The 26848-nt window shown below is 59.9% G+C and carries 27 protein-coding genes; 11 read left to right on the top strand and 16 right to left on the bottom strand.

The genetic code is table 11. The features are described from left to right. Positions 1-34 precede the first annotated feature (34 nt). Together AABM55_RS11745 and AABM55_RS11740 are read left to right on the top strand one after the other, a co-directional pair. Positions 35-802, top strand: coding sequence for an SDR family oxidoreductase (locus AABM55_RS11745; protein ID WP_347929639.1), 768 nt, complete (start codon positions 35-37; stop codon positions 800-802). A gap of 212 nt (positions 803-1014) precedes the next feature. Continuing rightward, positions 1015-2130, top strand: a complete 1116-nt coding sequence (locus AABM55_RS11740; protein WP_347929638.1) for a Gfo/Idh/MocA family oxidoreductase — start codon at positions 1015-1017, stop codon at positions 2128-2130. A gap of 28 nt (positions 2131-2158) precedes the next feature. Here the strand turns inward: AABM55_RS11740 and AABM55_RS11735 are convergent, their stop codons facing one another. Both AABM55_RS11735 and AABM55_RS11730 read right to left on the bottom strand, forming a co-directional pair. Further along, positions 2159-3586: an FAD/NAD(P)-binding protein gene (locus tag AABM55_RS11735; RefSeq protein ID WP_347929637.1), complete on the bottom strand. Its 1428-nt coding sequence runs from the start codon at positions 3584-3586 to the stop codon at positions 2159-2161. 70 nt (positions 3587-3656) lie between these two features. After that, the gene (locus tag AABM55_RS11730) at positions 3657-4220 is read right to left on the bottom strand and encodes a helix-turn-helix domain-containing protein (protein ID WP_054596757.1); all 564 of its coding nucleotides are present in this window, start codon (positions 4218-4220) and stop codon (positions 3657-3659) included. Between AABM55_RS11730 and AABM55_RS11725 the strand changes: the two genes are divergently transcribed. From AABM55_RS11725 to AABM55_RS11695, 7 genes are all read left to right on the top strand, one after another. Then, positions 4215-5243 carry a DMT family transporter gene (locus AABM55_RS11725; protein WP_347929636.1) on the top strand — a complete coding sequence of 343 codons (1029 nt, stop codon included), beginning with the start codon at positions 4215-4217 and terminating at the stop codon, positions 5241-5243. The genes AABM55_RS11730 and AABM55_RS11725 overlap by 6 nt on opposite strands. Positions 5244-5488: 245 nt before the next feature. Next, positions 5489-8407, top strand: a complete 2919-nt coding sequence (locus AABM55_RS11720; RefSeq protein ID WP_347929635.1) for a monovalent cation/H+ antiporter subunit A — start codon at positions 5489-5491, stop codon at positions 8405-8407. Next, on the top strand, positions 8407-8751 hold the full coding sequence (locus tag AABM55_RS11715; RefSeq protein ID WP_003202835.1) for a Na+/H+ antiporter subunit C: 345 nt from the start codon (positions 8407-8409) through the stop codon (positions 8749-8751). The genes AABM55_RS11720 and AABM55_RS11715 overlap by 1 nt, the downstream gene beginning before the upstream one ends. Next, on the top strand, positions 8748-10433 hold the full coding sequence (locus tag AABM55_RS11710; protein ID WP_054596754.1) for a monovalent cation/H+ antiporter subunit D: 1686 nt from the start codon (positions 8748-8750) through the stop codon (positions 10431-10433). Before AABM55_RS11715 ends, AABM55_RS11710 begins: the two co-directional genes overlap by 4 nt. Beyond that, positions 10430-10918, top strand: a complete 489-nt coding sequence (locus tag AABM55_RS11705) for a Na+/H+ antiporter subunit E (protein WP_347929634.1) — start codon at positions 10430-10432, stop codon at positions 10916-10918. The genes AABM55_RS11710 and AABM55_RS11705 overlap by 4 nt, the downstream gene beginning before the upstream one ends. Continuing rightward, on the top strand, positions 10915-11193 hold the full coding sequence (locus tag AABM55_RS11700) for a K+/H+ antiporter subunit F (protein WP_019690998.1): 279 nt from the start codon (positions 10915-10917) through the stop codon (positions 11191-11193). Before AABM55_RS11705 ends, AABM55_RS11700 begins: the two co-directional genes overlap by 4 nt. Beyond that, positions 11190-11558, top strand: a complete 369-nt coding sequence (locus AABM55_RS11695) for a Na+/H+ antiporter subunit G (RefSeq protein WP_347929633.1) — start codon at positions 11190-11192, stop codon at positions 11556-11558. The genes AABM55_RS11700 and AABM55_RS11695 overlap by 4 nt, the downstream gene beginning before the upstream one ends. Positions 11559-11597: 39 nt before the next feature. Here AABM55_RS11695 and AABM55_RS11690 read toward each other — a convergent pair whose 3' ends face one another. From AABM55_RS11690 to AABM55_RS11675, 4 genes are all read right to left on the bottom strand, one after another. Continuing rightward, the gene (locus AABM55_RS11690; protein WP_103315189.1) at positions 11598-12035 is read right to left on the bottom strand and encodes a DUF3995 domain-containing protein; all 438 of its coding nucleotides are present in this window, start codon (positions 12033-12035) and stop codon (positions 11598-11600) included. Between the two features lie 139 nt (positions 12036-12174). After that, complete coding sequence (locus AABM55_RS11685) at positions 12175-13188, bottom strand: ABC transporter substrate-binding protein (RefSeq protein WP_347929632.1); 1014 nt, start codon at positions 13186-13188, stop codon at positions 12175-12177. Positions 13189-13307: 119 nt separating this feature from the next. Beyond that, complete coding sequence (locus AABM55_RS11680; protein ID WP_054596749.1) at positions 13308-13511, bottom strand: hypothetical protein; 204 nt, start codon at positions 13509-13511, stop codon at positions 13308-13310. Further along, the gene (locus tag AABM55_RS11675) at positions 13512-13961 is read right to left on the bottom strand and encodes a hypothetical protein (RefSeq protein ID WP_054596748.1); all 450 of its coding nucleotides are present in this window, start codon (positions 13959-13961) and stop codon (positions 13512-13514) included. It lies immediately after the preceding gene. Positions 13962-14393: 432 nt separating this feature from the next. Between AABM55_RS11675 and AABM55_RS11670 the strand changes: the two genes are divergently transcribed. Both AABM55_RS11670 and AABM55_RS11665 read left to right on the top strand, forming a co-directional pair. Beyond that, complete coding sequence (locus tag AABM55_RS11670; protein ID WP_054596747.1) at positions 14394-14585, top strand: hypothetical protein; 192 nt, start codon at positions 14394-14396, stop codon at positions 14583-14585. A 159-nt stretch (positions 14586-14744) separates the two neighbouring features. Continuing rightward, positions 14745-14975, top strand: a complete 231-nt coding sequence (locus AABM55_RS11665; protein ID WP_054596746.1) for a hypothetical protein — start codon at positions 14745-14747, stop codon at positions 14973-14975. A 42-nt stretch (positions 14976-15017) separates the two neighbouring features. Here AABM55_RS11665 and AABM55_RS11660 read toward each other — a convergent pair whose 3' ends face one another. The 10 genes from AABM55_RS11660 to AABM55_RS11615 form a co-directional block, all read right to left on the bottom strand. Continuing rightward, positions 15018-15221 (bottom strand): hypothetical protein, encoded by a 204-nt coding sequence (locus AABM55_RS11660; RefSeq protein WP_054596745.1) that lies wholly within the window; start codon positions 15219-15221, stop codon positions 15018-15020. Positions 15222-15356: 135 nt separating this feature from the next. Further along, positions 15357-16967: a methyl-accepting chemotaxis protein gene (locus AABM55_RS11655; RefSeq protein ID WP_347929631.1), complete on the bottom strand. Its 1611-nt coding sequence runs from the start codon at positions 16965-16967 to the stop codon at positions 15357-15359. A 214-nt stretch (positions 16968-17181) separates the two neighbouring features. After that, positions 17182-17586, bottom strand: a complete 405-nt coding sequence (locus tag AABM55_RS11650) for a TraR/DksA C4-type zinc finger protein (RefSeq protein WP_019691009.1) — start codon at positions 17584-17586, stop codon at positions 17182-17184. A gap of 324 nt (positions 17587-17910) precedes the next feature. Continuing rightward, complete coding sequence (locus AABM55_RS11645) at positions 17911-19260, bottom strand: carbohydrate porin (RefSeq protein WP_347929630.1); 1350 nt, start codon at positions 19258-19260, stop codon at positions 17911-17913. 184 nt (positions 19261-19444) lie between these two features. Continuing rightward, positions 19445-20467 (bottom strand): ABC transporter permease, encoded by a 1023-nt coding sequence (locus AABM55_RS11640; protein WP_054596742.1) that lies wholly within the window; start codon positions 20465-20467, stop codon positions 19445-19447. 176 nt (positions 20468-20643) lie between these two features. Next, the gene (locus AABM55_RS11635; protein WP_347929629.1) at positions 20644-22209 is read right to left on the bottom strand and encodes a sugar ABC transporter ATP-binding protein; all 1566 of its coding nucleotides are present in this window, start codon (positions 22207-22209) and stop codon (positions 20644-20646) included. Between the two features lie 70 nt (positions 22210-22279). Then, the gene (locus AABM55_RS11630) at positions 22280-23206 is read right to left on the bottom strand and encodes a sugar ABC transporter substrate-binding protein (protein ID WP_347929628.1); all 927 of its coding nucleotides are present in this window, start codon (positions 23204-23206) and stop codon (positions 22280-22282) included. A 354-nt stretch (positions 23207-23560) separates the two neighbouring features. Next, on the bottom strand, positions 23561-24613 hold the full coding sequence (locus AABM55_RS11625) for a Gfo/Idh/MocA family oxidoreductase (RefSeq protein WP_347929627.1): 1053 nt from the start codon (positions 24611-24613) through the stop codon (positions 23561-23563). Between the two features lie 212 nt (positions 24614-24825). Continuing rightward, positions 24826-25686 (bottom strand): sugar phosphate isomerase/epimerase, encoded by an 861-nt coding sequence (locus tag AABM55_RS11620; protein ID WP_347929626.1) that lies wholly within the window; start codon positions 25684-25686, stop codon positions 24826-24828. 117 nt (positions 25687-25803) lie between these two features. Further along, positions 25804-26814 (bottom strand): Gfo/Idh/MocA family protein, encoded by a 1011-nt coding sequence (locus AABM55_RS11615; protein ID WP_054596738.1) that lies wholly within the window; start codon positions 26812-26814, stop codon positions 25804-25806. Between the last annotated feature and the right edge of the window lie 34 nt (positions 26815-26848).

The raw sequence follows: 26848 nt of genomic DNA, 5'->3' as shown, positions 1-26848 counted from the left end.
CGCGCCCGGCGCCTGCCCATCTCAAGGAAAAACCATGTCCAAGACCCATTTGTTCGACCTCGACGGTAAAATCGCTTTCGTCTCCGGCGCCAGCCGTGGCATCGGTGAAGCAATCGCCAAACTGCTGGCCCAGCAAGGCGCCCACGTGATCGTATCGAGTCGCAAACTCGACGGCTGCCAGCACGTGGCCGACGCGATCATCGCCGACGGCGGCAAAGCCACCGCTATCGCTTGCCACATCGGTGAAATGGAACAAATCACTCAAGTGTTCGCCAGTATTCGCGAACAATTCGGTCGCCTGGACATCCTGGTCAACAACGCCGCAACCAACCCGCAGTTCTGCAATGTGCTGGACACTGATCTCAGTGCCTTCCAGAAAACCGTCGACGTGAACATTCGCGGCTACTTCTTCATGTCGGTGGAAGCCGGCAAGCTGATGCGCGAAAACGGTGGCGGCAGCATCATCAACGTCGCGTCGATCAACGGTATTTCGCCGGGTATCTTCCAGGGCATCTACTCGGTGACCAAGGCTGCGGTGATCAACATGACCAAGGTCTTCGCCAAGGAATGCGCGCAGTTCGGCATCCGCTGCAACGCCCTGCTGCCAGGCCTGACCGACACCAAGTTCGCCTCGGCGCTGGTGAAAAACGACGCGATCCTGAAGACCGCGCTGCAGCAGATTCCGCTCAAGCGTGTGGCGGATCCAAGCGAAATGGCCGGTGCGGTGTTATATCTGGCGAGTGATGCGTCGAGCTATACGACTGGGGTTTCGCTGAATGTGGACGGTGGTTTCCTGTCCTGATTTTCTGTCTCCTGTGGGAGCCGGGCTTGCCCGCGATTGCATCAGCGAGGTGCATCTGTCGTACCGTGGCGCTTGTATCGCGGGCAAGCCCGGCTCCCACAGGGAAGAAGGTCATCCCAGAGATTAAGGAATTTTAATTCCATCAATTGCATTTAGAGAATATTTATTCCATAACTAGGCATCCTGAAAACAAAAATCCAAAGGACCCAGTTATGCGCGAACTCGGAATCGGACTTATCGGCACGGGCTTCATGGGCCGTGCCCACGCCCTGGCCTTTCGCAATGTCAGCGCGGCTTTCGAACTGCCCTTCACGCTGCGCCTCGCCGCGCTTGCCGACGCCGATCCTGCTCGCGCACAAGCGTGCGCCACGGCCTGGGGCTTCGAACGGGCCCACAGTGACTGGCAACAGTTGATCGACGACCCCAAGGTCAACCTGATCGCTATCACCACCCCCAACCATCTTCACTACCCAATGGCCATGGCCGCTATAGCCGCCGGAAAACCGTTGTACTGTGAAAAACCGCTGGCAGTCAGCCTTGAGCAAGCCAACGCCATGCACCTGGCGGCCAAAGCAGCCGGCGTGGTCACCCGCGTGGGCTACAACTACCAGCACAACCCGATCATTGGCTTAGCCCGCGAGCTGATTCGAAATGGCGACCTGGGCGAGATCATCAGCTTTCAAGGCGAATTCAGCGAAGACTTCATGGCTGACCCGAACTCGCCGTGGTCCTGGCGCTGCGAGGCCGAACATGCCGGCGGCGCGCTGGCGGACCTGGGCAGTCATTTGCTGGCCATGGCACGCTATCTGGTGGGCGATGTCGAGGCGGTGTGCGCCGATACCCAAACGGTGCACCGTCAGCGTCCAGCTACAGCGGGCAGCCTGGAACAACGCAGCATTGCCGTCGACGATCAGGCCCACGCCCTGCTGCGCTTTGCCAACGGCGCTCGTGGCACTTTCAGCAGCAGTTGGCTCAAGCACGGCTACAAGAATCACCTGAGTTTCGAGATCAGCGGCACCCAGGGCACTCTGGCATTCGATCAGGAGCGTTTGAATGAGTTACGCCTGTGCCGCGCCGGCCAGGACGGTTTCCAGCGTTTACTGGCCGGACCGAATCTGCCCGGCTACGCGGCATTCAGCCCTGCACCGGGGCATCAACTGGGCTACAACGAGTTGAAGACGCTGGAAGTGCATGCGCTGATCATGGCCCTGGCCGGACAAGGCCAGGACGGCACGGATTTCGAGGAGGCCTGGGAAGTGGAGCGCCTGGCGGCGGCGATTCGACTGGCGGCGCGGGAGCAGCGCTGGGTCAATATCAGGGAGGTCTGATCGCTCCAGCGCTGCGTCATGGCAACGCTCAGCGCGCCAGCTGTAGTGCCAACGCCTTGGCCTGGCTCGCCACGTCAGTCACCGCCGTGCTTTCCCACCACATTCCACGCAGGGGCGGGCCCATGGCGAACAAGCGCTGGGCAACCTGCCCCTCGGCATCCATGACCGCCCCGCTCGGATCCGCTGCGATCCCCAGCGCCAATGGCCCCGGTTTTATCAAGCCGCGGGCCAGCAGTTGCTGCGGCAAGGGTCGGGCGACCCGGCGCCAGTCGTATTCGATGCCACTGGAGTTGATCAGCGCGTCGCCACTGACCACCGTCACTTCAGACTCCCCGCGCCGACGAATGAAAATGCTCACCCGTCCGTCCGCCGAGGGCGCCAGGCCTTTGAACGAAGCGGCCTGAATTCGCAAGCGCCCTGACTGATGCAAACGCGCCACCAGCTCTGCACTCAAGGGCGGCGACCGGTGATGATGGCTTTCCCACCATGGCCGCACATGACGCACAAACTGCCGGCGTTGCACATCCGTTGCCTGGCTCCAGAGCCGCCCGATATGCGCCCGCACGGTATCCAGCGGCGCCTGCCAGTCGATACCCTCCGCCATCGCCGCACGGCAATGCCGTCGCAGTTCATGCATCAACTGACGCGGGCTGCGAATGTCGGGATCTTCGGCCAGAAAATCCACCCACGCCGGCGGTTGCCGACGCACATGCGGCAGCAAGCCGTGACGGGAAAACACTTCGATCGGTCCACGATGCCCGGCCTGCTCCAGCGACACCACGGCATCGACCATGGTCAGGCCCGAGCCGATGATCAATACCGTCGATTGCGGATCAAGCCGTGTCATGGCCGCCACATCCCAAGGATCGACGGCTGCAGCGTTCAAGCCACTGGACTCGGTTTGTGGGGTTCGCGCAGCCGGGAACAAGCCGGTCGCCAGCACCGCAAAAGCGCCGCTTAACCGTGAACCATCACTCAAGGTCAGTAATGTCGCGTGTTCATCGGTTTGCAGGTCGACCACTTCCCCGCGCACATGCTCGACGCTTGAACCATAACGCGCGCCGACGGCCTGGGCTTCGGCCAACCGCTGCTGCACGTACAGACCAAAAATGCCCCGAGGCGGGAACAACTCGGCGACCGGCACCGACTGCTGGTCCGACTCCGGCCAACCGCCATTGGCAATAAATGCGCTCAGCCATTGGGTCAGGTCATCGGGGTTGTCCGGGTCGACACCCATCCGCGCGGCATTGCCATTCAGCGTATGGCCCAATTCAACCGCGCTATAGGCCTCGCCCCGGCCCAACTCGGCGCGAGGCTCGATCACCAGCACCTGACGCTTGCCGGGCAAACGCAGCAACTGCATGGCCAATAATGCGCCGCTCAAGCCACCGCCGACGATCAGGATGTCGGCGTTGCGAATAATGTCTGTTGCTTGTCCGCCAAGAGTTTCGGTCATGCGGTTCTCACGGATCGAGGGGAATGTCTGAAATGTATCACTGGATGGTTATCGGGACCGATGATCTGTTTCAGAGCACCACATTACGCACAAACCGCGTCGCCACCGTCCCATCATTGCGATAGGCGTGAGGCCGGTTACTGGCGAAGCTGACAAACTCGCCTGTCGCGAGAATCCGCTCTTCATCCCCCAGCACCAGCGTCAGGCTGCCTTCGAAGACATACAGCTGTTCACTCCAGCCATCGGCATCCGGCTCTGAAACGTATTCCTCGCCCGGTTCCAGTCGCCACTCCCAAAGTTCGACTTCACGACTGGCATTGGCCTTGGCCAACAGCACCGCTTTACTGCCGGGGATCAAACCGGCCCATGCCAGTTCGTTGATGCGGCTCGGGTCGCGCACTTCGGGGGCCTGAATCAGGTCGCTGAAGGCTACGTCCAAGGCTTCGGCCACCCGGTCGAGGGTGGTCAGGCTGACGTTTTTCTCACCGGCTTCGATGGCCACCAGCATCCGGCGGCTGACTCCGGATTTTTCCGCCAATGCGGTCTGGCTCAGCTCTGCGGCATGGCGCAGGCGTCGGACGTTCTGGCTGACGTGTTGCAGGACGGAGGCTCGTTGGCCGGAATCTTTGTGCACTATATTGCTCACTTAGTAGGTTTGCGCAGTATACTGCCCAACTTCGGGCGCATTGTGCGTCCCCCTCAGGTAGTGCGCAAGGCCATGACGTCGGTGAATACTTCCAAACCCTCTACCTTTTTCTCACGGTTCAGCAAGGCTGAATGCGTGCTGGTGCTGATCACCATGGTCTGGGGCGGGACGTTCCTGCTGGTGCAGCATGCGATGACGGTCAGCGGGCCAATGTTTTTCGTCGGCCTGCGCTTTGCTGCAGCGGCGAGTATTGTCGCGCTGTTCTCCTGGCGCAGCCTGCGTGAGTTGACCCTGTTTGAACTCAAAGCCGGCGCGTTCATTGGTGTGGCGATCATGCTCGGCTACGGCCTGCAAACCGTTGGCTTGCAGACCATTCTCAGCAGCCAATCGGCGTTCATCACTGCGCTTTACGTGCCGTTCGTGCCTTTGCTGCAATGGCTGGTGCTGGGGCGTCGGCCGGGGTTGATGCCGAGCATTGGCATCATGTTGGCGTTTACCGGGTTGATGCTGCTCTCCGGCCCTGCCGGGGCGTCGCTGAATTTCAGCTCCGGGGAAATCGCCACGCTGATCAGCGCCGTCGCCATCGCCGCCGAAATCATTCTGATCAGCACTTATGCTGGCCGGGTCGACGTGCGCCGGGTCACCGTGGTGCAACTGGCGACCACTTCGGTGCTGGCATTTTTGATGATTGTGCCAACTCAGGAAACGCTTCCCGGTTTCTCCTGGTTGCTGCTGGCCAGCGCGGTGGGCCTGGGCGCCGCCAGTGCGGCGATTCAGGTGGCGATGAACTGGGCGCAGAAAAGCGTTTCACCAACCCGTGCGACGCTGATCTACGCTGGCGAACCGGTCTGGGCCGGTATCGCCGGGCGCCTGGCGGGTGAACGGCTGCCGGGGCTGGCGCTGTTCGGTGCGGGGTTAATTGTCGCAGCGGTGATTGTTAGTGAGTTGAAGACCAAGGGTAAAGCTGCGGCTGAAACCGCGGATGAGTTGGAGCACGAGTCCGAGAGCTGACAATCGTTGTTTCGGTGGTCATTGCAATATTGCTATTGCGGGCAAGCCTTGCTCCTACAGGATCTCACCACCTGTAGAAGTAAGGCTTGCCCGCGATGGCGTTAGAGCGGTCGAATACTGCGCTTCGAAACAATGTGAATCAGGCGTTTTCAGCCTACCTTGTAGGATCCTGCCACAGCTTGGCAGTTGGTGATCAGGGGCTCGGCACGTATGATCCTTCACAAACTTCCGCAGATTAGAAGCCTATGTCCCTGATAGTTCTACTGCTTCTGCCTTTTATTGGCAGCTGTCTGGCGGCCTTGCTGCCGCACAACGCGCGTAACACTGAATCGATACTCGCTGGCCTGGTTGCCTTGATCGGCACCGTCCAGGTGGCGTTGCTGTATCCGCAAATCGCCCACGGTGGCGTGATTCGCGAAGAGTTCTTCTGGCTACCGAGCCTGGGCTTGAATTTCGTCCTGCGCATGGACGGTTTCGCCTGGCTGTTCTCGATGCTGGTGCTGGGCATCGGCACGCTGGTGTCGCTGTATGCGCGGTATTACATGTCGCCGGACGACCCGGTGCCACGCTTCTTTGCATTCTTCCTGGCGTTCATGGGCGCCATGCTCGGGCTGGTGATCTCCGGCAATCTGATTCAAATGGTGTTTTTCTGGGAGCTGACCAGCCTCTTCTCGTTCCTGTTGATCGGCTATTGGCACCACCGCGCCGATGCTCGCCGTGGCGCCTACATGGCGCTGATGGTGACCGGTGCCGGTGGTTTATGCCTGCTGGCGGGGGTAATGCTGCTCGGCCATGTCGTGGGCAGCTATGACCTGGACAAGGTCCTGGCCGCCGGCGATCTGATTCGCGCCCATGCGTTGTACCCCATCCTGCTGCCGTTGATCCTGATCGGCGCCTTGAGCAAAAGTGCCCAGTTCCCCTTCCACTTCTGGCTTCCCCACGCCATGGCCGCTCCGACACCGGTCTCGGCTTACCTGCACTCGGCGACCATGGTCAAGGCCGGAGTTTTCCTCCTGGCACGGCTGTGGCCGTCGCTGTCCGGCAGCGAAGAATGGTTCTATATCGTCAGCGGGGCTGGCGCTTGTACATTGTTGCTCGGCGCTTACTGCGCGATGTTCCAGAACGACCTCAAGGGCCTGCTGGCCTACTCGACCATCAGCCATTTGGGCCTGATCACCCTGTTGCTGGGGCTGAACAGCCCGCTGGCCGCCGTCGCGGCGGTGTTTCATATTCTCAACCACGCGACCTTCAAGGCCTCGCTGTTCATGGCCGCCGGGATCATCGACCACGAAAGCGGCACCCGCGACATTCGCAAGCTCAGTGGCCTGGTCAAACTGATCCCGTTCACCGCGACCCTGGCGATGGTCGCCAGTGCCTCGATGGCCGGCGTGCCGTTGCTCAACGGCTTCCTCTCGAAAGAAATGTTCTTCGCCGAAACCGTGTTCATCAATGCCTCGGCCTGGATCGAGACTACCCTGCCGATCGTTGCGACCATCGCCGGTACGTTCAGCGTCGCCTATTCGCTGCGCTTTACCGTAGACGTGTTTTTCGGCCCAACCGCCACCGACCTGCCGCACACCCCGCACGAACCGCCGCGCTGGATGCGTGCACCAGTGGAGTTGCTGGTGTTCGCCTGCCTGGTGGTCGGGATTTTCCCGGCCCAGGTGGTCGGCCCGTTACTCGCCGCTGCGGCCCTGCCGGTGGTGGGTGGAACCTTGCCCGAATACAGCCTGGCGATCTGGCACGGCTGGAACGCGCCGATGATCATGAGCTTGATCGCCATGTCCGCCGGTATCGTTGTGTACCTGCTGCTGCGTAATCAGCTCAAACGCGGGCGGTTCAACTACCCGCCTCTCATTGGCCGCCTCAATGGCAAGCGCCTGTTCGAACGCGGCCTGGTGGTGATGATGCGCCTGGCTCGACGGCTTGAGCGGCGGGTCAGTACCAAGCGCCTGCAAACCCAATTGTTCCTGCTGGTGCTGGTGGCCGTGTTGGCGGGGTTGATTCCGCTGCTGCACAGCGGCTTGAGTTGGGGCGAGCGGCCAAAGATCCCCGGCTCGATCGTCTTCGTCACGCTCTGGTTGCTGGCGATTGCCTGCGCGTTGGGCGCCGCCTGGCAAGCCAAGTACCACCGACTCGCGGCCCTGACGATGGTCAGTGTCTGCGGCATGATGACCTGCGTCACCTTCGTCTGGTTCTCGGCGCCGGACCTGGCCCTGACCCAATTGGTGGTCGAGGTGGTGACCACCGTGCTGATCCTGCTTGGCCTGCGCTGGTTGCCACGGCGGATCGAAGAGGTCTCGCCACTGCCCGGCAGCGTGCCCAAGGCGCGGGCTCGCCGTTTGCGCGACTTGCTGCTGTCGGGCGCGGTCGGCATCGGCATGGCGCTGCTCGCCTACGCCATGTTGACCCGCCAGACACCGAACGATATTTCCTCGTTCTACCTCAGTCGCGCATTGCCCGAAGGTGGCGGCAGCAACGTGGTGAACGTGATGCTGGTGGACTTCCGCGGCTTCGACACCCTCGGTGAGATCACCGTGCTGGTGGCCGTGGCGCTGACCGTGTTTGCCCTGCTGCGACGCTTCCGTCCACCGAAAGAAAGCATGCAACTACCGGCACAACAGCGCCTGCTGGCACCGGACGTGGTCACTGATCTGGTCAACCCGCGTCACGCCAGCGATACCGCGCTGGGCTTCATGATGGTCCCGGCGGTGCTGGTCCGGTTGTTATTGCCAGTTGCAGTGGTGGTGTCGTTCTACCTGTTCATGCGCGGGCACAATCAACCGGGCGGCGGTTTTGTCGCGGGCCTGGTGATGTCGGTGGCGTTCATCCTGCAATACATGGTCGCCGGCACTCAGTGGGTCGAGGCGCAGATGAGCCTGCGACCGGTACGCTGGATGGGCACCGGACTGCTCTTCGCCACACTCACCGGCCTGGGTGCAATGGTCGCCGGTTATCCGTTCCTGACCACCCACACCTGGCATTTCGGGTTGCCGCTGCTGGGCGAGATTCATATTGCCAGTGCGCTGGGCTTCGACATCGGCGTGTATGCCGTGGTGGTAGGTTCGACACTGCTGATCCTGACTGCCCTGGCGCACCAATCGGTGCGTGGCCACAAGCCGGGCAGCCAGCCTAAACCCATTGCCAAGCCAGGAGCTGCCTGATGGAAGAAGTCATCGCAATTGCCATTGGCGTACTGGCTGCCTCCGGGGTCTGGCTGGTGCTGCGCCCACGGACCTTTCAGGTCGTCATGGGCCTGTGCCTGCTGTCTTACGGGGTCAATCTGTTCATCTTCAGCATGGGCAGCCTGTTCATCGGCAAGGAGCCGATCATCAAGGACGGCGTGCCGCAAGACCTGCTGCATTACACCGATCCGCTGCCCCAGGCGCTGGTACTCACCGCCATCGTCATCAGTTTCGCCATGACCGCGTTGTTCCTGGTGGTGTTGCTGGCGTCCCGGGGCCTGACCGGCACCGACCATGTCGATGGCCGGGAGCCTAAAGAATGAGCTGGATGCCCCATCTGATCGCCGCACCGATTCTGCTGCCGTTACTGACGGCGGCGCTGATGTTGATGCTCGGCGAAAAACACCGCCCGCTCAAAGCCCGGATCAACCTGTTCTCGAGCCTGCTGGGCCTGGGGATTTCCGTACTGTTGCTGCAGTGGACCCAGGCGCAAGGCGTGCCTGGTTCCATCGGTGTCTACCTGCCGGGCAACTGGCAGGCACCCTTTGGCATCGTGCTGGTGGTCGATCGCCTGTCGGCGCTGATGCTGGTGCTGACCGGGATCATCGGCGTCAGCGCCCTGCTATTCGCCATGGCCCGCTGGGACAGTGCCGGCGCAAGCTTCCACGCGCTGTTCCAGATTCAACTGATGGGCCTCTACGGAGCCTTCCTGACCGCCGACCTGTTCAACCTCTTCGTGTTTTTCGAAGTGCTGCTGGCGGCGTCTTACGGCTTGATGCTGCACGGCTCTGGGCGCGCCCGGGTGTCGTCGGGCCTGCATTACATTTCGATCAACCTGCTGGCCTCGTCGCTGTTTCTGATTGGCGCCGCGCTGATCTATGGCGTCACCGGCACCCTGAACATGGCCGACCTGGCACTGAAGATCCCGCTGGTGCCGGAAGCCGATCGCGGCTTGCTGCATGCCGGCGCGGCGATTCTGGCTGTGGCATTCCTGGCCAAGGCCGGGATGTGGCCGCTGAACTTCTGGCTGGCCCCGGCCTACTCCTCGGCCAGTGCCCCGGTGGCGGCGATGTTCGCGATCATGACCAAGGTCGGCGTCTACACCCTGCTGCGTCTGTGGACCCTGCTGTTCTCCGGCCAGGCCGGTGCGTCGGCATACTTTGGCGGCGACTGGCTGACCTACGGCGGCATGGCGACAATTATCTGCGCGGCGTTGGCAATCCTCGCCACGCAGCGCCTGGAGCGCATGGCCAGCCTGAGCATCATGGTGTCGGCGGGCATCCTGTTGTCGGCCATCGGTTTTGCCCAGCCGAGCCTGATTGGCGCGGCGCTGTTCTATCTGGTCAGCTCGACCCTCGCGCTGAGCGCGCTGTTCCTGCTGGCGGAACTGATCGAACGCTCGCGCACCGCCATCGAGATGCCGCTGGACGATGAAATCGAAGCGCTACCGCGACCATCGCAATCTTCACCGCCGAGCAAGGGCATCAACCTCGACGACGACCAGAAAGCCGTGGTCGGTCAGGTGATTCCCTGGACCATGGCCTTCCTGGGCTTGAGCTTCATTGCCTGCGCCCTGCTGATCATCGGCATGCCGCCGCTCTCCGGGTTCATCGGCAAGCTCGGCTTGCTTAGCGCCCTGCTCAACCCGCTGGGCCTCGGCACCTCGGGGGAACAGCCGATATCGAACGCGGCATGGAGCCTGCTGGCGCTGTTGATCCTGTCCGGGCTGGCCTCGTTGATCGCCTTCTCGCGCTTGGGTATCCAGCGTTTCTGGACGCCCGCAGAACGCCCGTCACCGGTGCTGCGACGCCTGGAATGCGTACCGATCTTTGCCTTGTTGGCCTTGAGCATCGTGTTGACCTTCAAGGCCGAACCGCTGATGCGTTACACCCAGGCGGCCGCCGACACCTTGAACAATCCGCAGCAATACGTGATGGCGGTACTCGGCACCCGCGCCGTACCCAGCCCCGAAGCCAAGGCTGCGATGCAGGAGGTGCAACCATGAAACGTCTGTTCCCTGCCCCCTGGTTGTCGTTGGCTCTTTGGCTGTTGTGGCTGGTGCTGAACCAGTCCATCAGCCCGGGCAACCTGCTACTGGGTGCGATACTGGGTTTTTGCGCACCACTGATGATGCGCAAGCTGCGACCGCTGCCGATCCGTATTCGTCGTCCCGGGGTAATCCTGCGCCTGATCTTCCTGGTCGGGTGTGACGTGCTGGCGTCCAACCTCGCCGTCGCCTGGGGCGTGTTGAACGCCGGGCGACGGCCGCCACACTCGAAGTTCATCAAGGTGCCGCTGGACCTGCGTGACGCCAACGGCCTCGCGGCGCTGTCGATGATCACCACGGTGATTCCCGGTACGGTCTGGTCGGAACTGGCGCTGGATCGCAGCATTTTGCTGTTGCATGTGTTCGATCTGGATGACGAAGCGCACTTCATCCAGCACTTCAAGGCGACTTATGAGCGCCCCTTGATGGAGATTTTCGAATGAGTGCCCTGCTCTCGAATGCGGTTCTGTTCAGCCTGTTCATTTTCTCGCTGGCGATGGGACTGACACTGATTCGCCTGTTCAAAGGTCCATCGGCACAGGACCGGGTTCTGGCGCTGGATTACCTGTATATCCTCGCCATGCTGATGATGCTGGTGCTGGGGGTCCGCTATGCCAGTGACACCTACTTCGAAGCGGCGCTGCTGATCGCGCTGTTCGGCTTCGTCGGCTCGTTTGCCCTGGCGAAATTCCTGTTGCGTGGCGAGGTGATCGAATGAATGAGCTGGGTCAGTTGTCTTTGTGGGTCGAGATCCCGGTGGCGATCCTGCTGGTGACCAGCAGCCTGTTCGCGTTGATCGGTGCCATCGGCCTGCTGCGCTTGAAGGACTACTTCCAACGCATGCACCCACCGGCTTTGGCCTCGACCTTGGGCGCCTGGTGCGTGGCGCTGGCGTCGATCATCTTTTTCTCGGCACTCCAGTCGAGTCCGGTGTTGCACGCCTGGCTGATCCCGATACTGCTGTCGATCACCATGCCAGTCACCACCCTGCTGCTGGCGCGTGCGGCGTTGTTCCGCAAGCGCATGGCCGGGGATGATGTGCCGGCTGAGGTCAGCAGTCGACGGACAGAAAGCGAGCGTTGAGCCGAAAAGATCGCAGCCTGCGACCCTGAAGATTAGAACTCACCCCCACGCAACGGCCAACAACCCCGCCCCCAACACCACACACAGCGGTGAATAGGCCCAGGTGTCGAGGCGCGCGAACTTCGACCCGGCCTGTTCCTTGAAAAAGCCGACAAGATTCGAATCACCAATCGCGCGGGCAAACATCAGCAAGGCAACTGCACTGATCAGCCATTGCATCGACCAGTGCCCGACTGCCGGCACAAACAGGCCAACTCTCAGGCACACCATCAGGGCAATCAGCAACAACCCGACAGCCACCGCCAGGGTTCCCAGTGCAGAAGGTCTGAAAGCCGGCCGCAGCCCCTCCTCTGCGCCGCCTTGTACCTGCGGCACAACGGCGTCAATGGCCCAACGACCGCCGAGCGCCCAGTACAAATGAATCAGGCTGATCAGCACAAACGCGGCGACGATCCATTGAGCAAGCACAAACGTCATGAGCAGGGTTCCGGGAATCGATGGCAGAAGAAACAGCCTAGACCAGACTTTTTGTCAGTGCGTTGTTCCACGACAATGTTGCAGTCACGCCGCATAAAATTCGCCTGAGCTCTGACCGTTCATTGATCGACCGGGTACCCTACAGACTTGCAGAGACCTTGTCTGCGACATCCTTGGGAAGCCAGGCCCGCCAGACCTCCGGGTGCGCCTTCATGAAGGCTTCGGCTGCCTGGCGCGGCGCGGTGTGCTTCTCGCTTATTTCGGCCAGGGCCTTGTTCAGAGGCCCGATAGGCAGATCAACCTTACTGAAAAACTCAGTCACCTGCGGATACTGTTTCTGGAAAGGTGCAGACACCCCAATCGACAGTTTCGAGGGCAGCGAGCGTGTTGGTTTTGGATTGGGGTTATCGGCATCGGTCAGGGTTTTCCAGGCCTCGGCATCGAACGGCGGCTCTTCCAGTTGAATCAGCTTGAAGCGTCCGAGCAACGGGGTTGGCGACCAGTAATAAAACAGCACCGGCTTGCCACGGCGAATGGACGAGGTGATCTCTGCGTCCAGCGCCGCGCCGGAACCGCTGCGAAAATTCACATAGCTGTCCGTCAGGCCATAGGCCTTGAGCTTCTGCTTGTTGACCACTTCCGAGGTCCAGCCGATCGGGCTATTGAGAAAACGTCCCTTGCCGGGGCTTTCCGGATCGCTGAAGACATCCTTGTAGCGCGGCAAGTCCGACACGCTGCGCAAGTCCGGCGCCAATGGCTTGATGCTTTTGGCCGGATCGCCCTTGATCACGTATTCCGGCACCCACCAGCCTTCGGTTGCGCCTTTGACCGTATCGCCGATACTCGCCACCTTGCCTTCAGCCTCGGCCTTGACCCAGACCGGACTGCGACCGGCCCACTCTTCGCCAATGACCTGAATGTCATTGTTGGCCAGCGCGGTTTCCAGGGTGATGGTGGTGCCCGGCAAGGTATCGGTCGGCAGGCCGTAACCCTTCTCGACAATGATCCGCAAAATGTCGGTGATCAGACTGCCGCTTTCCCAGTTCAGGTCAGCGAAGTGGATCGGCGCCGGGGCGGCCATTACGGTCACGGGCGACACCAACAGACCAACAGTGGCTAGCAGACTTCCCAGTAGCAGTCGAAACCCTTTCATGCGTTGCACCTCGTGCTGTTCACAGCCATGGCAGGACGGCTTTGCGCACAAAGGCCGCGCACCTGCGAATACTCAGTCAACTGACTGTAGTAGAGGTTTGTGCGTTCGAGGTCCAACGATCAACTTTCAGAAGAGTCCTGCAAGTGCTGCAACTCCCTTCGCACCATGCTGGCGTACTCCGCCGGACGCAAGGTGTAGATCTGCGATGCCACCCAGCTTAGCCAGGCGCCCTGCAGAACAGCCCTCTGAGCGAACAGGCGCTGGGCTTGTGCACGAGCACTGTCGAGGTTTTGCTCATGGAAGTCGGCCCGGGACAGGCTCATTTATTCGCTGGCCTTGAACGTTATAAGCTCGCCCTTGCGCCACTTGGCAGCTTTGCCGGTTACCGCTTTCAAGGTTTTGGTCAGGCCTTCCTGTAGCTGTTGGTGAGCGGCAAACACCGTCACTACGCTATGGCCTTCCTTGAACAGAATGGCGTGGCCGTCTGCCGTGGTCACAAATGCGTAATCACCGAGGCCGTAGACCGTCAGTTTGATCTCGCGAAACTTGATTTCGAATTTCCCACCTTCGCGACTCGGCAATACCGCTGCGCGGAAATGATCGCCGACCTTGAGTTCCAGGCGAGGCTTGTCGTCCACCACCAGCGCCGACTCGGTGTCGATCTCGGCGACGTAAATACCTTCAGGGGTCTGCTCGGTGATGTAAACGAAACGTGATTGAAACTGTTTGACCAGCTTTGCGCGCAGATCACCCAGCACAAACAAAGCATGCATATCGAGATTACTTACTGCCAAGGAAACATCCCCACATCTGAAAATGACGCTACCTGCAGAAAAAACAGGCAGCAGAAAAACGGTCATACCGAAAATGTCGCAACAATGACCCAAGCTGAAATCGTGAAGCGAGCAGAAAGCTCCTTCATCGCAGGGTAGGAAAAGACTACTGGAGTGCCCATCCTCCCGTCTTCCCTGGCGGTCGTCAGATGCTGAAGGAAATCGCCCTTCTAACGGCCAGAGAATACTGGACTATCTACTTTAGGGAGAAAACTCCTTAAAAAAAGCACTTTTCTGACATATCGCCAGAAAAAAATTGCTTTAGATAAGCATGAACCTCCAACCCGTGGAGGCGATTCTAGAGCAGCCATGCGCCCCTAGACTACCTAAAGCGACGTGTATCCGTCGGCAAACCATAGAAAAGGAATTCATATGAGCACGCTGACCCTCCCCGCCCAGCACACAAACACCCCGACCTATAGCCCTCACCTGCGTTATCAGGTGGTTCTGGCAGGTAAGCGCTTTTTCCATATCAAAGAAACCGCAACGGGTCGTGTAAGAGGCTTCCGTGGTGACCACAACGAAGCCTGCGCCCTCGCCAGAAACCTCGAAACCCGCTTCTGACACCCCGGATAGTGTTTGCCTGCACTGTCGTTTCGTCACACCGATGACTTAACTGCGCCGCCAGCAAGCAACAACTGCCATACTGCCCGACCATTGAAACTCAGCCCCTTCGGCGGGCTGCGTTGAAAACAACAGAATAATTTCCAAGGGAAGGCGTACGTGACGGAATTTGATATCGGCGAATTTTTTATTTGGGGCGAAGCCAGAGAAGTCGACGGCGAATTCCAGGCTGTCATTGTAATGCGCGCCAAGCCGCCGCTGACCACCGTGACTTACCACCAGGTCGAGAAAGACCGTTGGTTCAAAACCACGGACGTCGCTGCAGCCGCGGCCATGGAATCTGCCAAAGCGTTGAAGCTTGCTGTTGATGGAGGCGCACTGAAAGCCTGATCGACAGGTCGCGACTTGAGCAGACTCATTAGCGAAAACGATTTAATGCAGGCTGTCGGGCTTTTCGGCGTTCAGTTGCGCCAACCAAGCAGCTTTACATTCCTCGGCCTCATTACGGCTTGAGAATGCAGTGCCACGTTGCTCGCCATTGAGCAAGACGACCCAGCACACGCTTTGCCCCGCTGCCCGCAATCCGGCAGGCACGCCACTGCCAATCATCACCGCCACATCGACTTTGCTTTGCATGAGAGCACCTCGGAATTTTTCATTAGCTTCCTAACAATGTAGAAATGTTAATGAGTCCCGCTCCCTGGAAATAGCCGCCTGCCTGCACAATTTCCTTGCATAACCGGTAACAATCACATGTCCCCGGGACCAGCCTTACCGTGGGCTTTCAGGTTTGTAACCCAACCGCAGTCCACCCCAATGCCGCCCTTTGAGCATGATCGGAACCGACAAGTCATGCATCAATTCGCCCGTATCACGAGTATAGGTCTGAAGTAATACAGGCTGTTGATGGCTGCCACAGCGAATACCGGTACGGTCACTGAATTTGCGTTTGGTGCGGTTCTGCAACGCGTCGACATCTACGTCGCCGGTCAGCGGCTGACTGAAGATCGCATTGTGTGTCGGTACGTAGCCTTGCTGGGTGCAGGCGATCGCAAACACCAGACCTTCATGACGCTTGAGCAAGGGTTCCTGTATCCCCGGCAGCACCTGATCGGCGTAGCGATCAAAACGGGTCTGGAACTTGGTCGGCGCCGTGTTGGGAATTGCCTGATAGTTGCGGTCGAACAGGTCCTCCAGACTGATGCGCCCCTGGTCGATGTCCTGCGCGAAACGCTCAGCGATCTGACTGGCACCTTCGCGTGCCAGGTCATAGATCCGTTGGTGGTAGTCGTCCAGTCCGACCTCGGCGAGGCGTTCGCTGATGATCTCGGCCTGCCCCTCCATTTGCACCGCCGCTTGCGCCAGGTGCCGGGTTTGCTGATCACTGACTGCCAGATCGCTGCGCATCTGTTCGACGGCATGAAACAGACTGTCCAGTTGTTGGTGATTGTTACTGGAACCACTGGCGATCTCACCGACCTGGGCTTCAACCCCGGCGGCCAGTCGGGCAATGTTTTGCAATTGTCGCCCGGTGTGCTCGACTTGCTCGACACCGCTGTTCAGGTCGCTGGACAACTGACGGATCTGCTCGACCACCTGCGCTGTGCGCTGCTGGATGTCGGCCACCATCAACCCGACCTCTCCCGTAGCGGTTGCAGTGCGCCCGGCCAGCCCGCGAACCTCATCGGCAACCACGGCAAAGCCACGGCCATGCTCTCCGGCCCGCGCCGCTTCAATCGCCGCGTTCAGCGCCAGTAGATTGGTCTGGCTGGCGATCGTCTGAATCACCAGCGTTACTCGCTGGATGTCTTCACTGCGCACACTCAGGGCTTCGATCAGCTCGCGACTGTCGTTGGCGCGCACACTGAGCTGGTGCATCCGCGTGATGGATTCGGCCAGCACGGTGCTCCCCAGGACACTGCTTTGGTGGGCTTCGCTGGCGGCGCTCAAGGCTTGCTGGCTGAGTTGTGAGGTCGCCTTCTCAGTCCCGATCATGACTTCGGCACTGCTGACGATTTGCGCGGCAGCGTCGAGTTGCGACTGCAGTTTGCCGGCCAGTTGCTTGACCGAATAGGCCACGCCAGCGGCAGACAACGCGTTATGACTGGTGGAATAGGACAGATCGCGGGTCAGTTCAGTGATCGCACTGGACGCGTCGGCGACGGGAACGTCGACGATTGCCCGCGAACGCAGGCGGGGCAGCCAGATAATCAGCACCGCCACCGGTAAACAGAGGTAAAGCGGCCAGCCGCCGAGTGCCAAGGCGCACAGCAACAGCATCAAGGCGGCGCTTTGCAGCGCAGGCATCAACCAGCGCGCATCCGTCTTGGGTGAAACCCGTGATTGCGCCGCTGCGCCAGCCAAAGATCCGTCGCCTGCCATGTTCGTTACCCCACTGCGTTTTCTATTTGTTGTGTCAGCATTAAGCGCCACTAGAAGGCCATTATCTATGGTCCATTAGTCGCGGTGCTTGCAGCAGATCAATAGAAGTGCGGGGATATTTTCCGGGCGGCAAAAAGCTTCGCGGGCAAACCCGCTCCCTCAGGTGAAGTGTGACCTGTGGGAACGGGCTTGCCCGCGAATGGGCGCTACTGAATCAGGCCTGACGCTGGTGCTTGTCGATTTGCTCGTGACGCTCTTGAGCTTCGATGCAGTACTTGGTGGTCGGGCTGATCAGCAGGCGTTTCAGGCCGATTGGCTCGCCGCTGTCGTCGCACCAGCCAAAAGTGTCGTCGCCGATACGTTCCAGCGCTCGTTCCAGCTGAGGCAGCATGCGCTGATCGCGATCAATGGCGTTGACCAGCCAGGTGCGCTCTTCTTCGACCGAAGCCGCGTCAGCCGGGTCAGCCGGGGTATCCAGGCTCTCAATGGCGATGCGGTTCTGTTCGATGCGCTCGTGGGTTTCCACTTTCATGGCTTGCAGCAGCTCGGTGAAAAAAGCCTGTTGCTCGGCATTCATGTAGTCATCCGCCGGCATGGCCAGCAACTTTTCCTTTGTCATTGATTTCTCTATAAAAAATACGTGCATTAAGGCGAATCAGGGAGCTTTCCGGTCGACCCGCAGGCCTCGGAAAGGCGCCGTACATTCCAAGCGCCACCCGGCACTCAATTTACGAGGGGCGGCAGTCTAAGGCCGACTTGCAACCTCAGCAACTGAAAAGACAGGGAATTTGTCCGATACAGCCCTTAAATTGCTCTCTGGCAAGCTTTGAGGCGCTTATCGGAGTGCGTTTATAGCAAGAAATTCAATCGAGCGGCTGTATATAGAAGACAAACGGCTACGCCACGCTTGCCTGCGTGGCGTAATTCACCGCGAAAAGTGCCTTTAGAACACGGTTTCGACCTTTATCCCGCCGATCACCGCCGAATCGACTTCACGTACACCACCGGGGTAACGCACGTATTGCAGGTTCGGTCGCACGGTCAACCAATTGGTGACATGGAAACCGTAATACAGCTCGGAACTGTATTCGCTGTGCTGCAGCGGGATACTCGCCGGGTCGTTGTAATCGGTCGCACCGTTGACCTGATTCTGCAATTGCGCGCGCTCGCGGTAGTCGCTGTTGGTGTGAACCCGCGCGACACCAAAGCCGATCGCATCCTTGGGCCGTGAATCGAATGGTCCGGTGTACACCATCCCCGCCTGCATGAAGTTGTCGACCTGGTTGGTGTCCTTGTCATGCAGCGTCAGGTTGGCGAATAGCGACAAACCTCGGCTGGCATCGCCGTTATGGCTGGTGATCTGCTGCTGGGCCACCAGCCAGTAACCGGACTTGCTGCTGTGAGACTTGAACGCGTTGCCAGTCAGTGGTTGCGGCTGGCCGTTGACGTCCTTGAGCACATCGTCGGCATTCGCGGTGCTGTAGTAGTAGCCGACCCGGTATTCGCCCGGCAGCCCCTGGACTTTCGGCGACCAGACCAGCTCTACCGGGAATATCGTGCCCTTGGTGCCGCTGCCATCAAGCTTGAAGCCGTTGCCGACTTCCAGGTTCGAGGGGTTCTGGTTGTAGGCACCGACCTGCACGAATACTTCAGGATTGAGGCTGTACTTGACCCGCCCGGCCAACTGACTGACCGGCCAGTTGTACCAGATGCTGCCAGCCCAGTTGCCGACCTGGGAACCGCAGAAGGTCAAGCTCTGGAAGTCGCAAGGGAAGCTGTTGAAGTCTTCGCCAGGACCAAAGCGACCGACCTTGATGTCCAGCGCGCCGTCGTCGAGAAAGCCCTTGCTCAACCACAACTGGGTCAGGCGCCAGGTCTGGCCACGACCGTAGACTTCCTGGGAGGAGTTGTAACCACCCACACGCGGGTCGGCAATCCGGTCGTTGGTCAGGCTCCGACCGTCGCGTTCGGTGATCGCCATTTTGAAGGTCGCGTGCTCGAGGCCCATGGCCTTTTGCAGATCGACCTTGAGCCCAAACACGAACTGCTCGGTCCAGCGTGCGGTCTTGTCGTCGTTGTAGCCACCCTTGAGGTTACTGGCAAATTCACCGCCGTGCTCCAGCTGAATGTCGTAGCCCTTTTCCAGCCAGTCGGTGCGCAGACCGCCCCAATCGCCAGTCAGCCATTTCGAATCGGCCGAAAACGCATCCGCCGCCAGGCAGTGTCCTGCGCTGCCCATGGCTGCCAGCAGCAGGCACGGTGAAAGGTACAAGGTTGATTTTCTTACGCCCATGGCAAAGCTCACCTTTATTGTTATTAGGAGTTTTTTAAGAAGATTGAATCGGGGGACTGCTGTGTAGGCGCTGGGGGCGCCCAGCTCTTGCTCGCGATGGGCGTGATGCGGTTTACCTGTTACACCGCGTTATCGTTCATCGCGAGCAAGCTTTGCTCCTACGGGGGGAGATTCAGGGGGACTTTCAGCGCTTGAGTTTGCGCTTGTTGCGGTATTGGTCGATGACCACCGCGATCACGATGATCAGGCCTTTGATGATGTCCTGGATGTAGGCGTCGACACCGACGAAGGTGAAGCCGCTGGCCATCACCCCGAGGATCAGCGCGCCGATCACCGTGCCGGTAATGCGCCCCACGCCACCCGCCAGGCTGGTACCGCCGATCACCGCTGCGGCAATCGCGTCCAGTTCATACGACATGCCCATCCCGGCCTGCCCGGTTGCGGCACGGGCCGACGCCACCACGCCCGCCAGCCCCGCCAGCAACCCGGCGATGCTGTAGACGATCACCAGATGGCGTTTGACGTTGATCCCGGAGGTGCGCGCCGCCTGCATGTTGCCGCCGATGGCGTAGGTGTATTTACCGTACTTGGTGTAGCGCAAGGCGATGTGGAAGATCACCGCCACCACCAGAAAAATAATCACCGGCATCGCGCCGTGGCCGATGGCCGTGTAGGAATCCGAGAGCATGCTCACCGGCTGGCCTTCGGTGTAGTAACGCGCCAGGCCGCGGGCCGAGACCATCATGCCCAAGGTGGCAATGAACGGTGGAATCCCGGTGACGGCAATGATGCTGCCGTTGATTGCCCCCGCCAACAGCCCGACCCCGAGCCCGGCAATCACCGGAATCCACACCGGCAGGTCGGTCAGCGACGGGAACACCGCCCGGGCGAAATCCGAGGTCTGCGCCAGGCTGGCGGCGATCATCGCCGATAAGGCCAGCACCGAACCCGATGACAGGTCGATACCGGTGGTGATGATCACCTGGGTCACGCCAATCGCCAGCAAGCCGATAATCGACACTTGCAGGATCATCAGGACCAACCGCTGGGAGTTCATCAAAAAGCTCTGGTCGCGCACGATCCAGCCGAACATTTCAAAGACCAAACCAATGCCGATCAGCACCAGAAAGATACTCAGCTCGGTCGGTAAGCGCCGACGACTCTTGGCCGGTGCCATTGCAGGCTTGTTTTCCAGTATCGCGTTCATAACCACTCACCCTTCAAATGAAATCCGGCATCGAATACAGACCTGTGGCGAGGGAGCTTGCTCCCGTTCGAGTGCGTAGCGCTCGCCAGATCTACGGTAGATCCGAGACATTGGGGCCGCTCCGCAGCCCAGCGGGAGCAAGCTCCCTCGCCACAGATACGGCGTTCACCCTTGACTTAATGGCGTACAGACATGCCCGAGGCCAGTTGCATGACCCGCTCCTGGGTCGCCTCGCTGCGGTCGAGCGTGCCCATCAGGTCGCCCTCGTGCATGACCATCACCCGGTCGCTCATGCCGAGCACCTCCGGCAGCTCCGACGAAATCATGATCACCGCCATGCCTTCGCTGGCGAGATAGGAGATCAGTCGGTAAATCTCGGCTTTGGCGCCGACATCGATGCCGCGGGTCGGTTCGTCGAGAATCAGGATGCGCGGGTTGGTCATCAGCCAACGGGCAAGCAAGGCTTTTTGCTGGTTGCCGCCGGACAAGGTGTCGATGCACTGCTCCAGCGACGGGGTTTTCACCCGCAGCTTCTTGCACATGTCTTCGCACAGGGCGCGCAAGGCTTTTTGCTGGATAAAGCCGTTGCCCGCGTAATGCGGCAGCACCGCCATTTCCATGTTTTCCAGGACCGACAGGCACGGGAACAGGCCACTGAGCTTGCGATCCTCGGTCAGCAACGCAAAGCCCTTCTCGATGGCCATGTGCGGATCGCTGATACGTACCGGCTGGCCATCGAGACAAATTTCACCGCCGTCGCTGGGGGTGATGCCGAAAATCGCTTCGGCGACGTTGGTCCGGCCCGAGCCCATCAGCCCGGCGATGCCGAGGATCTCGCCAGCATGCAGGTCGAAGGACACGCCCTTGAAGACACCGTCCAGACGCAGGTTACGCACCGACATCAACAGATCGCCAATCGGTTTCTCGCGCACCGGGAACAACTGGCTCAGTTCACGCCCGACCATCATCGAGATCAGGCTGTCGCCGTCCATGCTGTCGGCCCGTTGCAGGCCAATGTAAGCGCCGTCACGGAACACCGCGACTTCGTCAGCGATGCTGAACACCTCGTTCATCTTGTGGGTGATATAGATGATGCCCTTACCCTGGGCCTTGAGGTCGGCAATGATCGAGAACAGGTGGGCGACCTCCTTGTCGGTAATCGCCGAGGTCGGTTCGTCCATGATCAGGATGTCCGAGTCGTAGGACACTGCTTTGGCGATCTCGACCATCTGCCGCTCGGCGATGCTCAAGTTGCCGACCTGTTCTTCCGGGTCGAGGTTGATCCGCAGTCGCTCCAGCAATTGCGCCGTGCAGCGGTGCATTTCCCGGTGGTCGATCATGTGGAAACCGTTGAGCTGCTCGCGACCGATCCAGATGTTCTCGGCGATGCTCATGTGCGGCATCAGGTTGAGTTCCTGGTGGATCATCGCGATCCCGGCCTGCAAGGCTGCCAGCGGTGTATCGAAGGTCACCGGTTTACCGCGTAGACGCAGCTCACCGGCATCCGGCTGATAGATGCCGGCGATGATTTTCATCAGGGTGGATTTGCCGGCGCCGTTCTCACCCATCAAGGCCAGCACCGAACCCGGACGCACCCGCAGCTGGACATCGGACAACGCCACCACACCGGGGAAACCCTTGCTGACGTTGATGATCTCCAGCAGGTACGGCTCATCGACAGGTATGGCGTTTGGCTGGACACCCACCAACGGGATGCTCGAAGCAGTCGCTGAAGCGAACATGATCAGGTACTCCATCAGCAAGGTTGGCAATGCCACCTTGCGTGCTTATTGTTGTTTTTGAACGGACTGACTATTTGAACTGGTCAACGTTTTCCGGGGTGATCAGGCGATACGGCACCCACACGGCTTGCTCGACCGGCTCGTTCTTGGCCATCTTCACGGCGGCGTCGATGGAGTCGACAGCCTGGCCATTGGCGTCCTGGAACACCGAGACCGCCAGATCACCTTTCTTCACGGCGCGCAGGCCGTCGGGAGTACCGTCGACACCGGCGATCAACACACTACCCTTTTCCACGCCGGCCTGTTTCAAGGCCATGGCCGCGCCGATGGCCATCTCATCGTTATTGGAGACGATGGCGTCGAATTTGCGGCCCTGGGTCAGCCAGTCGTTGACCAGTGTCATGCCTTTATCGCGTGACCAGGTACCGGTCTGCTCTTGGTCGATCTTGATGCCCGGGTATTTGGCCAGCACCTCTTTGACGCCTTTGGTGCGGTTGGTGGTGGAGTTGTTGGCGAGGTCGCCGAGCAGGATCACGATGTCACCCTTGCCTTTCATTTTTTCGGCGAGGTACTGCATCTGCATCTGGCCGGCTTCCAGATCATTGGAGGCCACGGTAATCACACCTTTGGGCAGTTTCAGGTCATCCGGACGACGGTTGACGTAGACCAGAGGAATTCCGGCCTTGACCGCCGCTTCGGTGATTTTTCTGGTCGCGGCGGTATCCACCGGATTCACCACGATGGCGTCGACTTTCTGGCTGATGAAACTTTCGACCTGGCTCAGTTGCTTGACCACGTCGCTGCGGGCGTCTTCGAACTGCAGTTTGACGCCATCGGGCATGGACTTGGCTTGCTTGTCCATGGATTCGCGCAAGTAGGTCAACCAGGTGTCATCGAACTGGGACATGCTGACGCCAATCCTCAGGTCAGCGAGTGCAGCACCGCTGGCAAGCATCAGGGACAGGGTAAGTGAGGCGAAACGGATCTTGGTCTTCATGAAAAGTCTTTCTCCACATTCTTGTAGGTTTTATGGATAAGGCGCGGGACGAATTCAGTGAGTGGGCAAGCGAACGATCGGTGCGCCGGGAATGCAGCACACCAAGGCGCCCTTGCGTTGAACGCAAAGGCAACCGGAAAGGGAAAAGGTTTGAACACGAGGCAGGAACGCGTTACGTAAAACGTGCAGAGCAGAGCTGAAGGTTTTCATCGACGGCACCTATCGTTGTTTCTTGTTTTTGTTTCGCCCTCCCCGCACTCAAGGCTGGCTTGAGGTCGATCGGGACGTTGATAGTCGGCAACCTGGAAATGACTTTATTGGAATTTAATTTCCATATCAACTCATTTTAGAATTTTATTCTAATTTTATTCCATGACCGCATGCAGGCTTCATTTCAATCGCCTGATGGCGTTCGAAACTCAGCCGTGCGGCGTCTAGAACGCGGGTGGTCGCCAGTGCATCACGGGCCTCGACCGGCAATGGGCCAGCGCCTTGCAACGCGGTTTGCAGCTGTAAATAGAACTGATTCCAGCAACCACGCTCAGACGGAACCCGCTCGCGCTCTTCACCGTGCTCGAACCAGCCCCAGCGTCGATGCTCTTCAACGCCCCAGCGATCACCTTCGGACGTTGGCGTCAGCCCGGCCAGCGCCAGGGCCTCTTGTCCGTCCAGACCGTCGACGCTGTAGCAACCCGCCGTGCCGTTGACCCGAAAACGTGGCCCAGGATTGTTTTGCAGGCAACTGCCGCTCAAGTGCGAGGTCACGCCATTGGCATGGGTCAGCGAAAGGAAAAAGCCGTTGTCGAATAACTGCTCCTGATTGAGGTAGTCCAGTTCGGCGTAGACCCGTGTTATCGGTCCGAACAGTTGCAACGCCTGATCCACCAGATGACTGCCCAGATCGCGCAGGAACCCACCGCCGCTGCCCTTGCCCACTGACTGCGGCGAATAGCGTTCTACGCTGGACTCAAAGCGCGTGACCTGGCCCAGCGCACCGGATTCGATGAGTTTGCGTACCGTGAGAAAGTCCGAATCCCAGCGCCGGTTCTGATAGACGCTGAGTGGGACCTTGCGCTGCTCGGCAGCGGTTACGAGCGCTTCGGCCTGCTGTGCATCGGCAGCGAAGGGTTTGTCGCAGACCACCGCTACCCCGTACTCAATCGCTTCGAGCACCAGCGCCGCCCGCCCTTCCAGCGTGGTGGAAATCACCAGCACATCGACCCCGACTTCCACCAACTGGCCAATGTTGTCGAAGGCCGGGACGCCGGGGTATTCAGCCGCCAATAGCTGACGACGCTCGGGGGAACGCGTCACCACGCCGACAAAAGTCGCCGCTGGCAAGCTACTGATCAACGGCGCATGAAAAAACCGGCCACCGTGGCCGTAACCGACAAGTCCGATTCGCATGAAGCTTTCCTTTTGGCGCTGAACAAAACGGGGAATAAGATCAGACATCAATCCTGTGGCGAGGGAGCTTGCTCCCGCTGGACTGCGCAGCAGTCCTGAAACCTGCAACCGGTTCCTCCAGGTAGAGCCCATTGGCAGGTTTTACGTTCGCTACGCGACCGAGCGGGAGCAAGCTCCCTCGCCACAATGTCTGGAGGCGTTCCCGAAAATGCTTATCGACACAACTCGCGGGTCACGCGCTCGAGCATCATCCGGTTGGATTCGTCCGGGCGATCTTCCCAGGCGAACACCGAGACGGTGGCAATGCCGTCGAACTTGATCTCGCGCAGGGTGCTGAAGAACGCGTCCCAGTCGACTTCGCCCTGACCGATGTCCAGATGCTGGTGCACCGTGGCCGTAACGCCCGGCGGGTTGACGATGTAGCGCAGCCCCGAGGAGGCCTTGTGGTTGTAAGTGTCGGCGATGATCAAGTGGCTGAGTTTGGAGCCCGCGTACTTGAGCATCGAGGCGATGTCGCCTTTGCCGTCGTCGTAGAAGAAGGTGTGCGGCGCTGCGTAGAGGTAGTTGATCCAGTCGCGATCGAGGCCGCGAATGATGTCGACCGACTCGTTATTGCGTTCGCAGAAATCATACGGGTGCGCCTGGATATCGAGCTTGATGCCTTCGCGTTCAAACTCGGGCATCAGCTCGTCCATGGAACGCATGAACTGGTTCTCGCAGACCAGCGGGTTGTCCGACTGACCGGTGAACTCGGTGTTGACCAGCTCACAGTCCATCTCGACAGCAATCTGGATTGCGCGCTTCCAGTTACGCACCGCCGCCACCCGCAAGCCTTCATCGGCGGCGGCCCAGTGGTACATCGGGAGCAAGGACGAGAGCTTCACCCCGGTGTCGCTCAGGGCTTTGCGAAACTCCTTGATCCGCGCCTTGTCGACACGCGGGGCCTTGTAGAACGGCAGGAAATCTTCCCGGGGTGAAAGCTCGATGTGCTCGTAACCAAGCTCGGCGACCTTGTCGACCATCTTGCCCAGGGACAGAGTGCGGTACATGTAGGGGTCTAGTGCGATGCGCATTTTTTTTGTTCTCCTCTCGTTCCCACGCTCTGCGTGGGAATGCATCCCGTGACGCCCCGCGTCACATTCTGGAGCGGACGCGGAGCGTCCATGGCGGCAACGATCAGGTTGCGGTGGTTAGCCGTAGAAACGGGGGCGGTCTGGCAGTGCGACGTTGACGATCGCCCCGCTCTGCTGTGCTTCGATGCAGGCATCCGCCGCCACCGCTGCGGCAAAACCGTCCCAGGCCGACGGCCCACCGACCTGCCCGGCGCGCACGCCGTCGATGAACGCCTGCAACTCAACGTCGTAAGCAGCGATGAAGCGGTCTTTCCAGTCCATCAAAATCGCGTTGGACAACTTGGCCCCGCTGCGCATCTGCACCTGCGACGGCTCTGGCAGCTTGGCGATGCCGGTCTCGCCAACCACTTCGCACTGAATGTCATAACCGTACTGGCAGTTAACGAAGACTTCGACGTCGATGCGCGTGCCCTTGGCGGTTTCCAGCAGGACGATTTGCGGGTCTTTCAGATGGGCGTGGGCCTTGCTGGTCTTGCGCGGAAACACCACTTGTACCGACACGTAATCGTCATCGAGCAACCAGCGCAGCACATCCAGTTCATGGATCAACGTGTCGGTGATCGCCATGTCGGTCTTGTAGTTTTCGCCCACGGTCGGGTTGCGGTGAGCGCAATGCAGCATCAGCGGCTCGCCGATCTGGCCACTGTCGATCACCGCTTTGAGTGCTCGATAGCCCTCGTCGTACGGGCGCATGAAACCGACCTGCACCAGACGTTTGCCGTGGGCCACTTCGGCCTCGACGATCTTGCGGCAGCCCTCGGCGGTGACCGCCAGCGGCTTCTCGCAGAACACCGGTTTACCCGCCGCAATCGCCGCCAGCACGAACTCTTCGTGGCTCGGTCCCCAGGAGGTGACCAGAATCGCTTCGACGTCCGGCGCCTTGATCAGCGCGTGGCCGTCCGGGTACACCTCGGCGGTCAGCTTCAGGTCGGCAACCACTTTGGCGGCCTGCTGCAGATTAATGTCGGTAACCGCCACCACCTGGCTGTTGAGCAGGGTCTGGCTGCAACGACGGATGTGATCCTGACCGATGGCGCCGGTGCCGATGACGCCTAGCTTTAAAGACATGCGAAGACTCCTTCCTGTTGAGATGGCAGAGCAA

Origin of the sequence: Pseudomonas helvetica, assembly GCF_039908645.1 — a bacterium.
GTDB lineage: Bacteria > Pseudomonadota > Gammaproteobacteria > Pseudomonadales > Pseudomonadaceae > Aquipseudomonas > Aquipseudomonas helvetica.
This window is presented reverse-complemented; position numbering and strand designations above follow the sequence as displayed.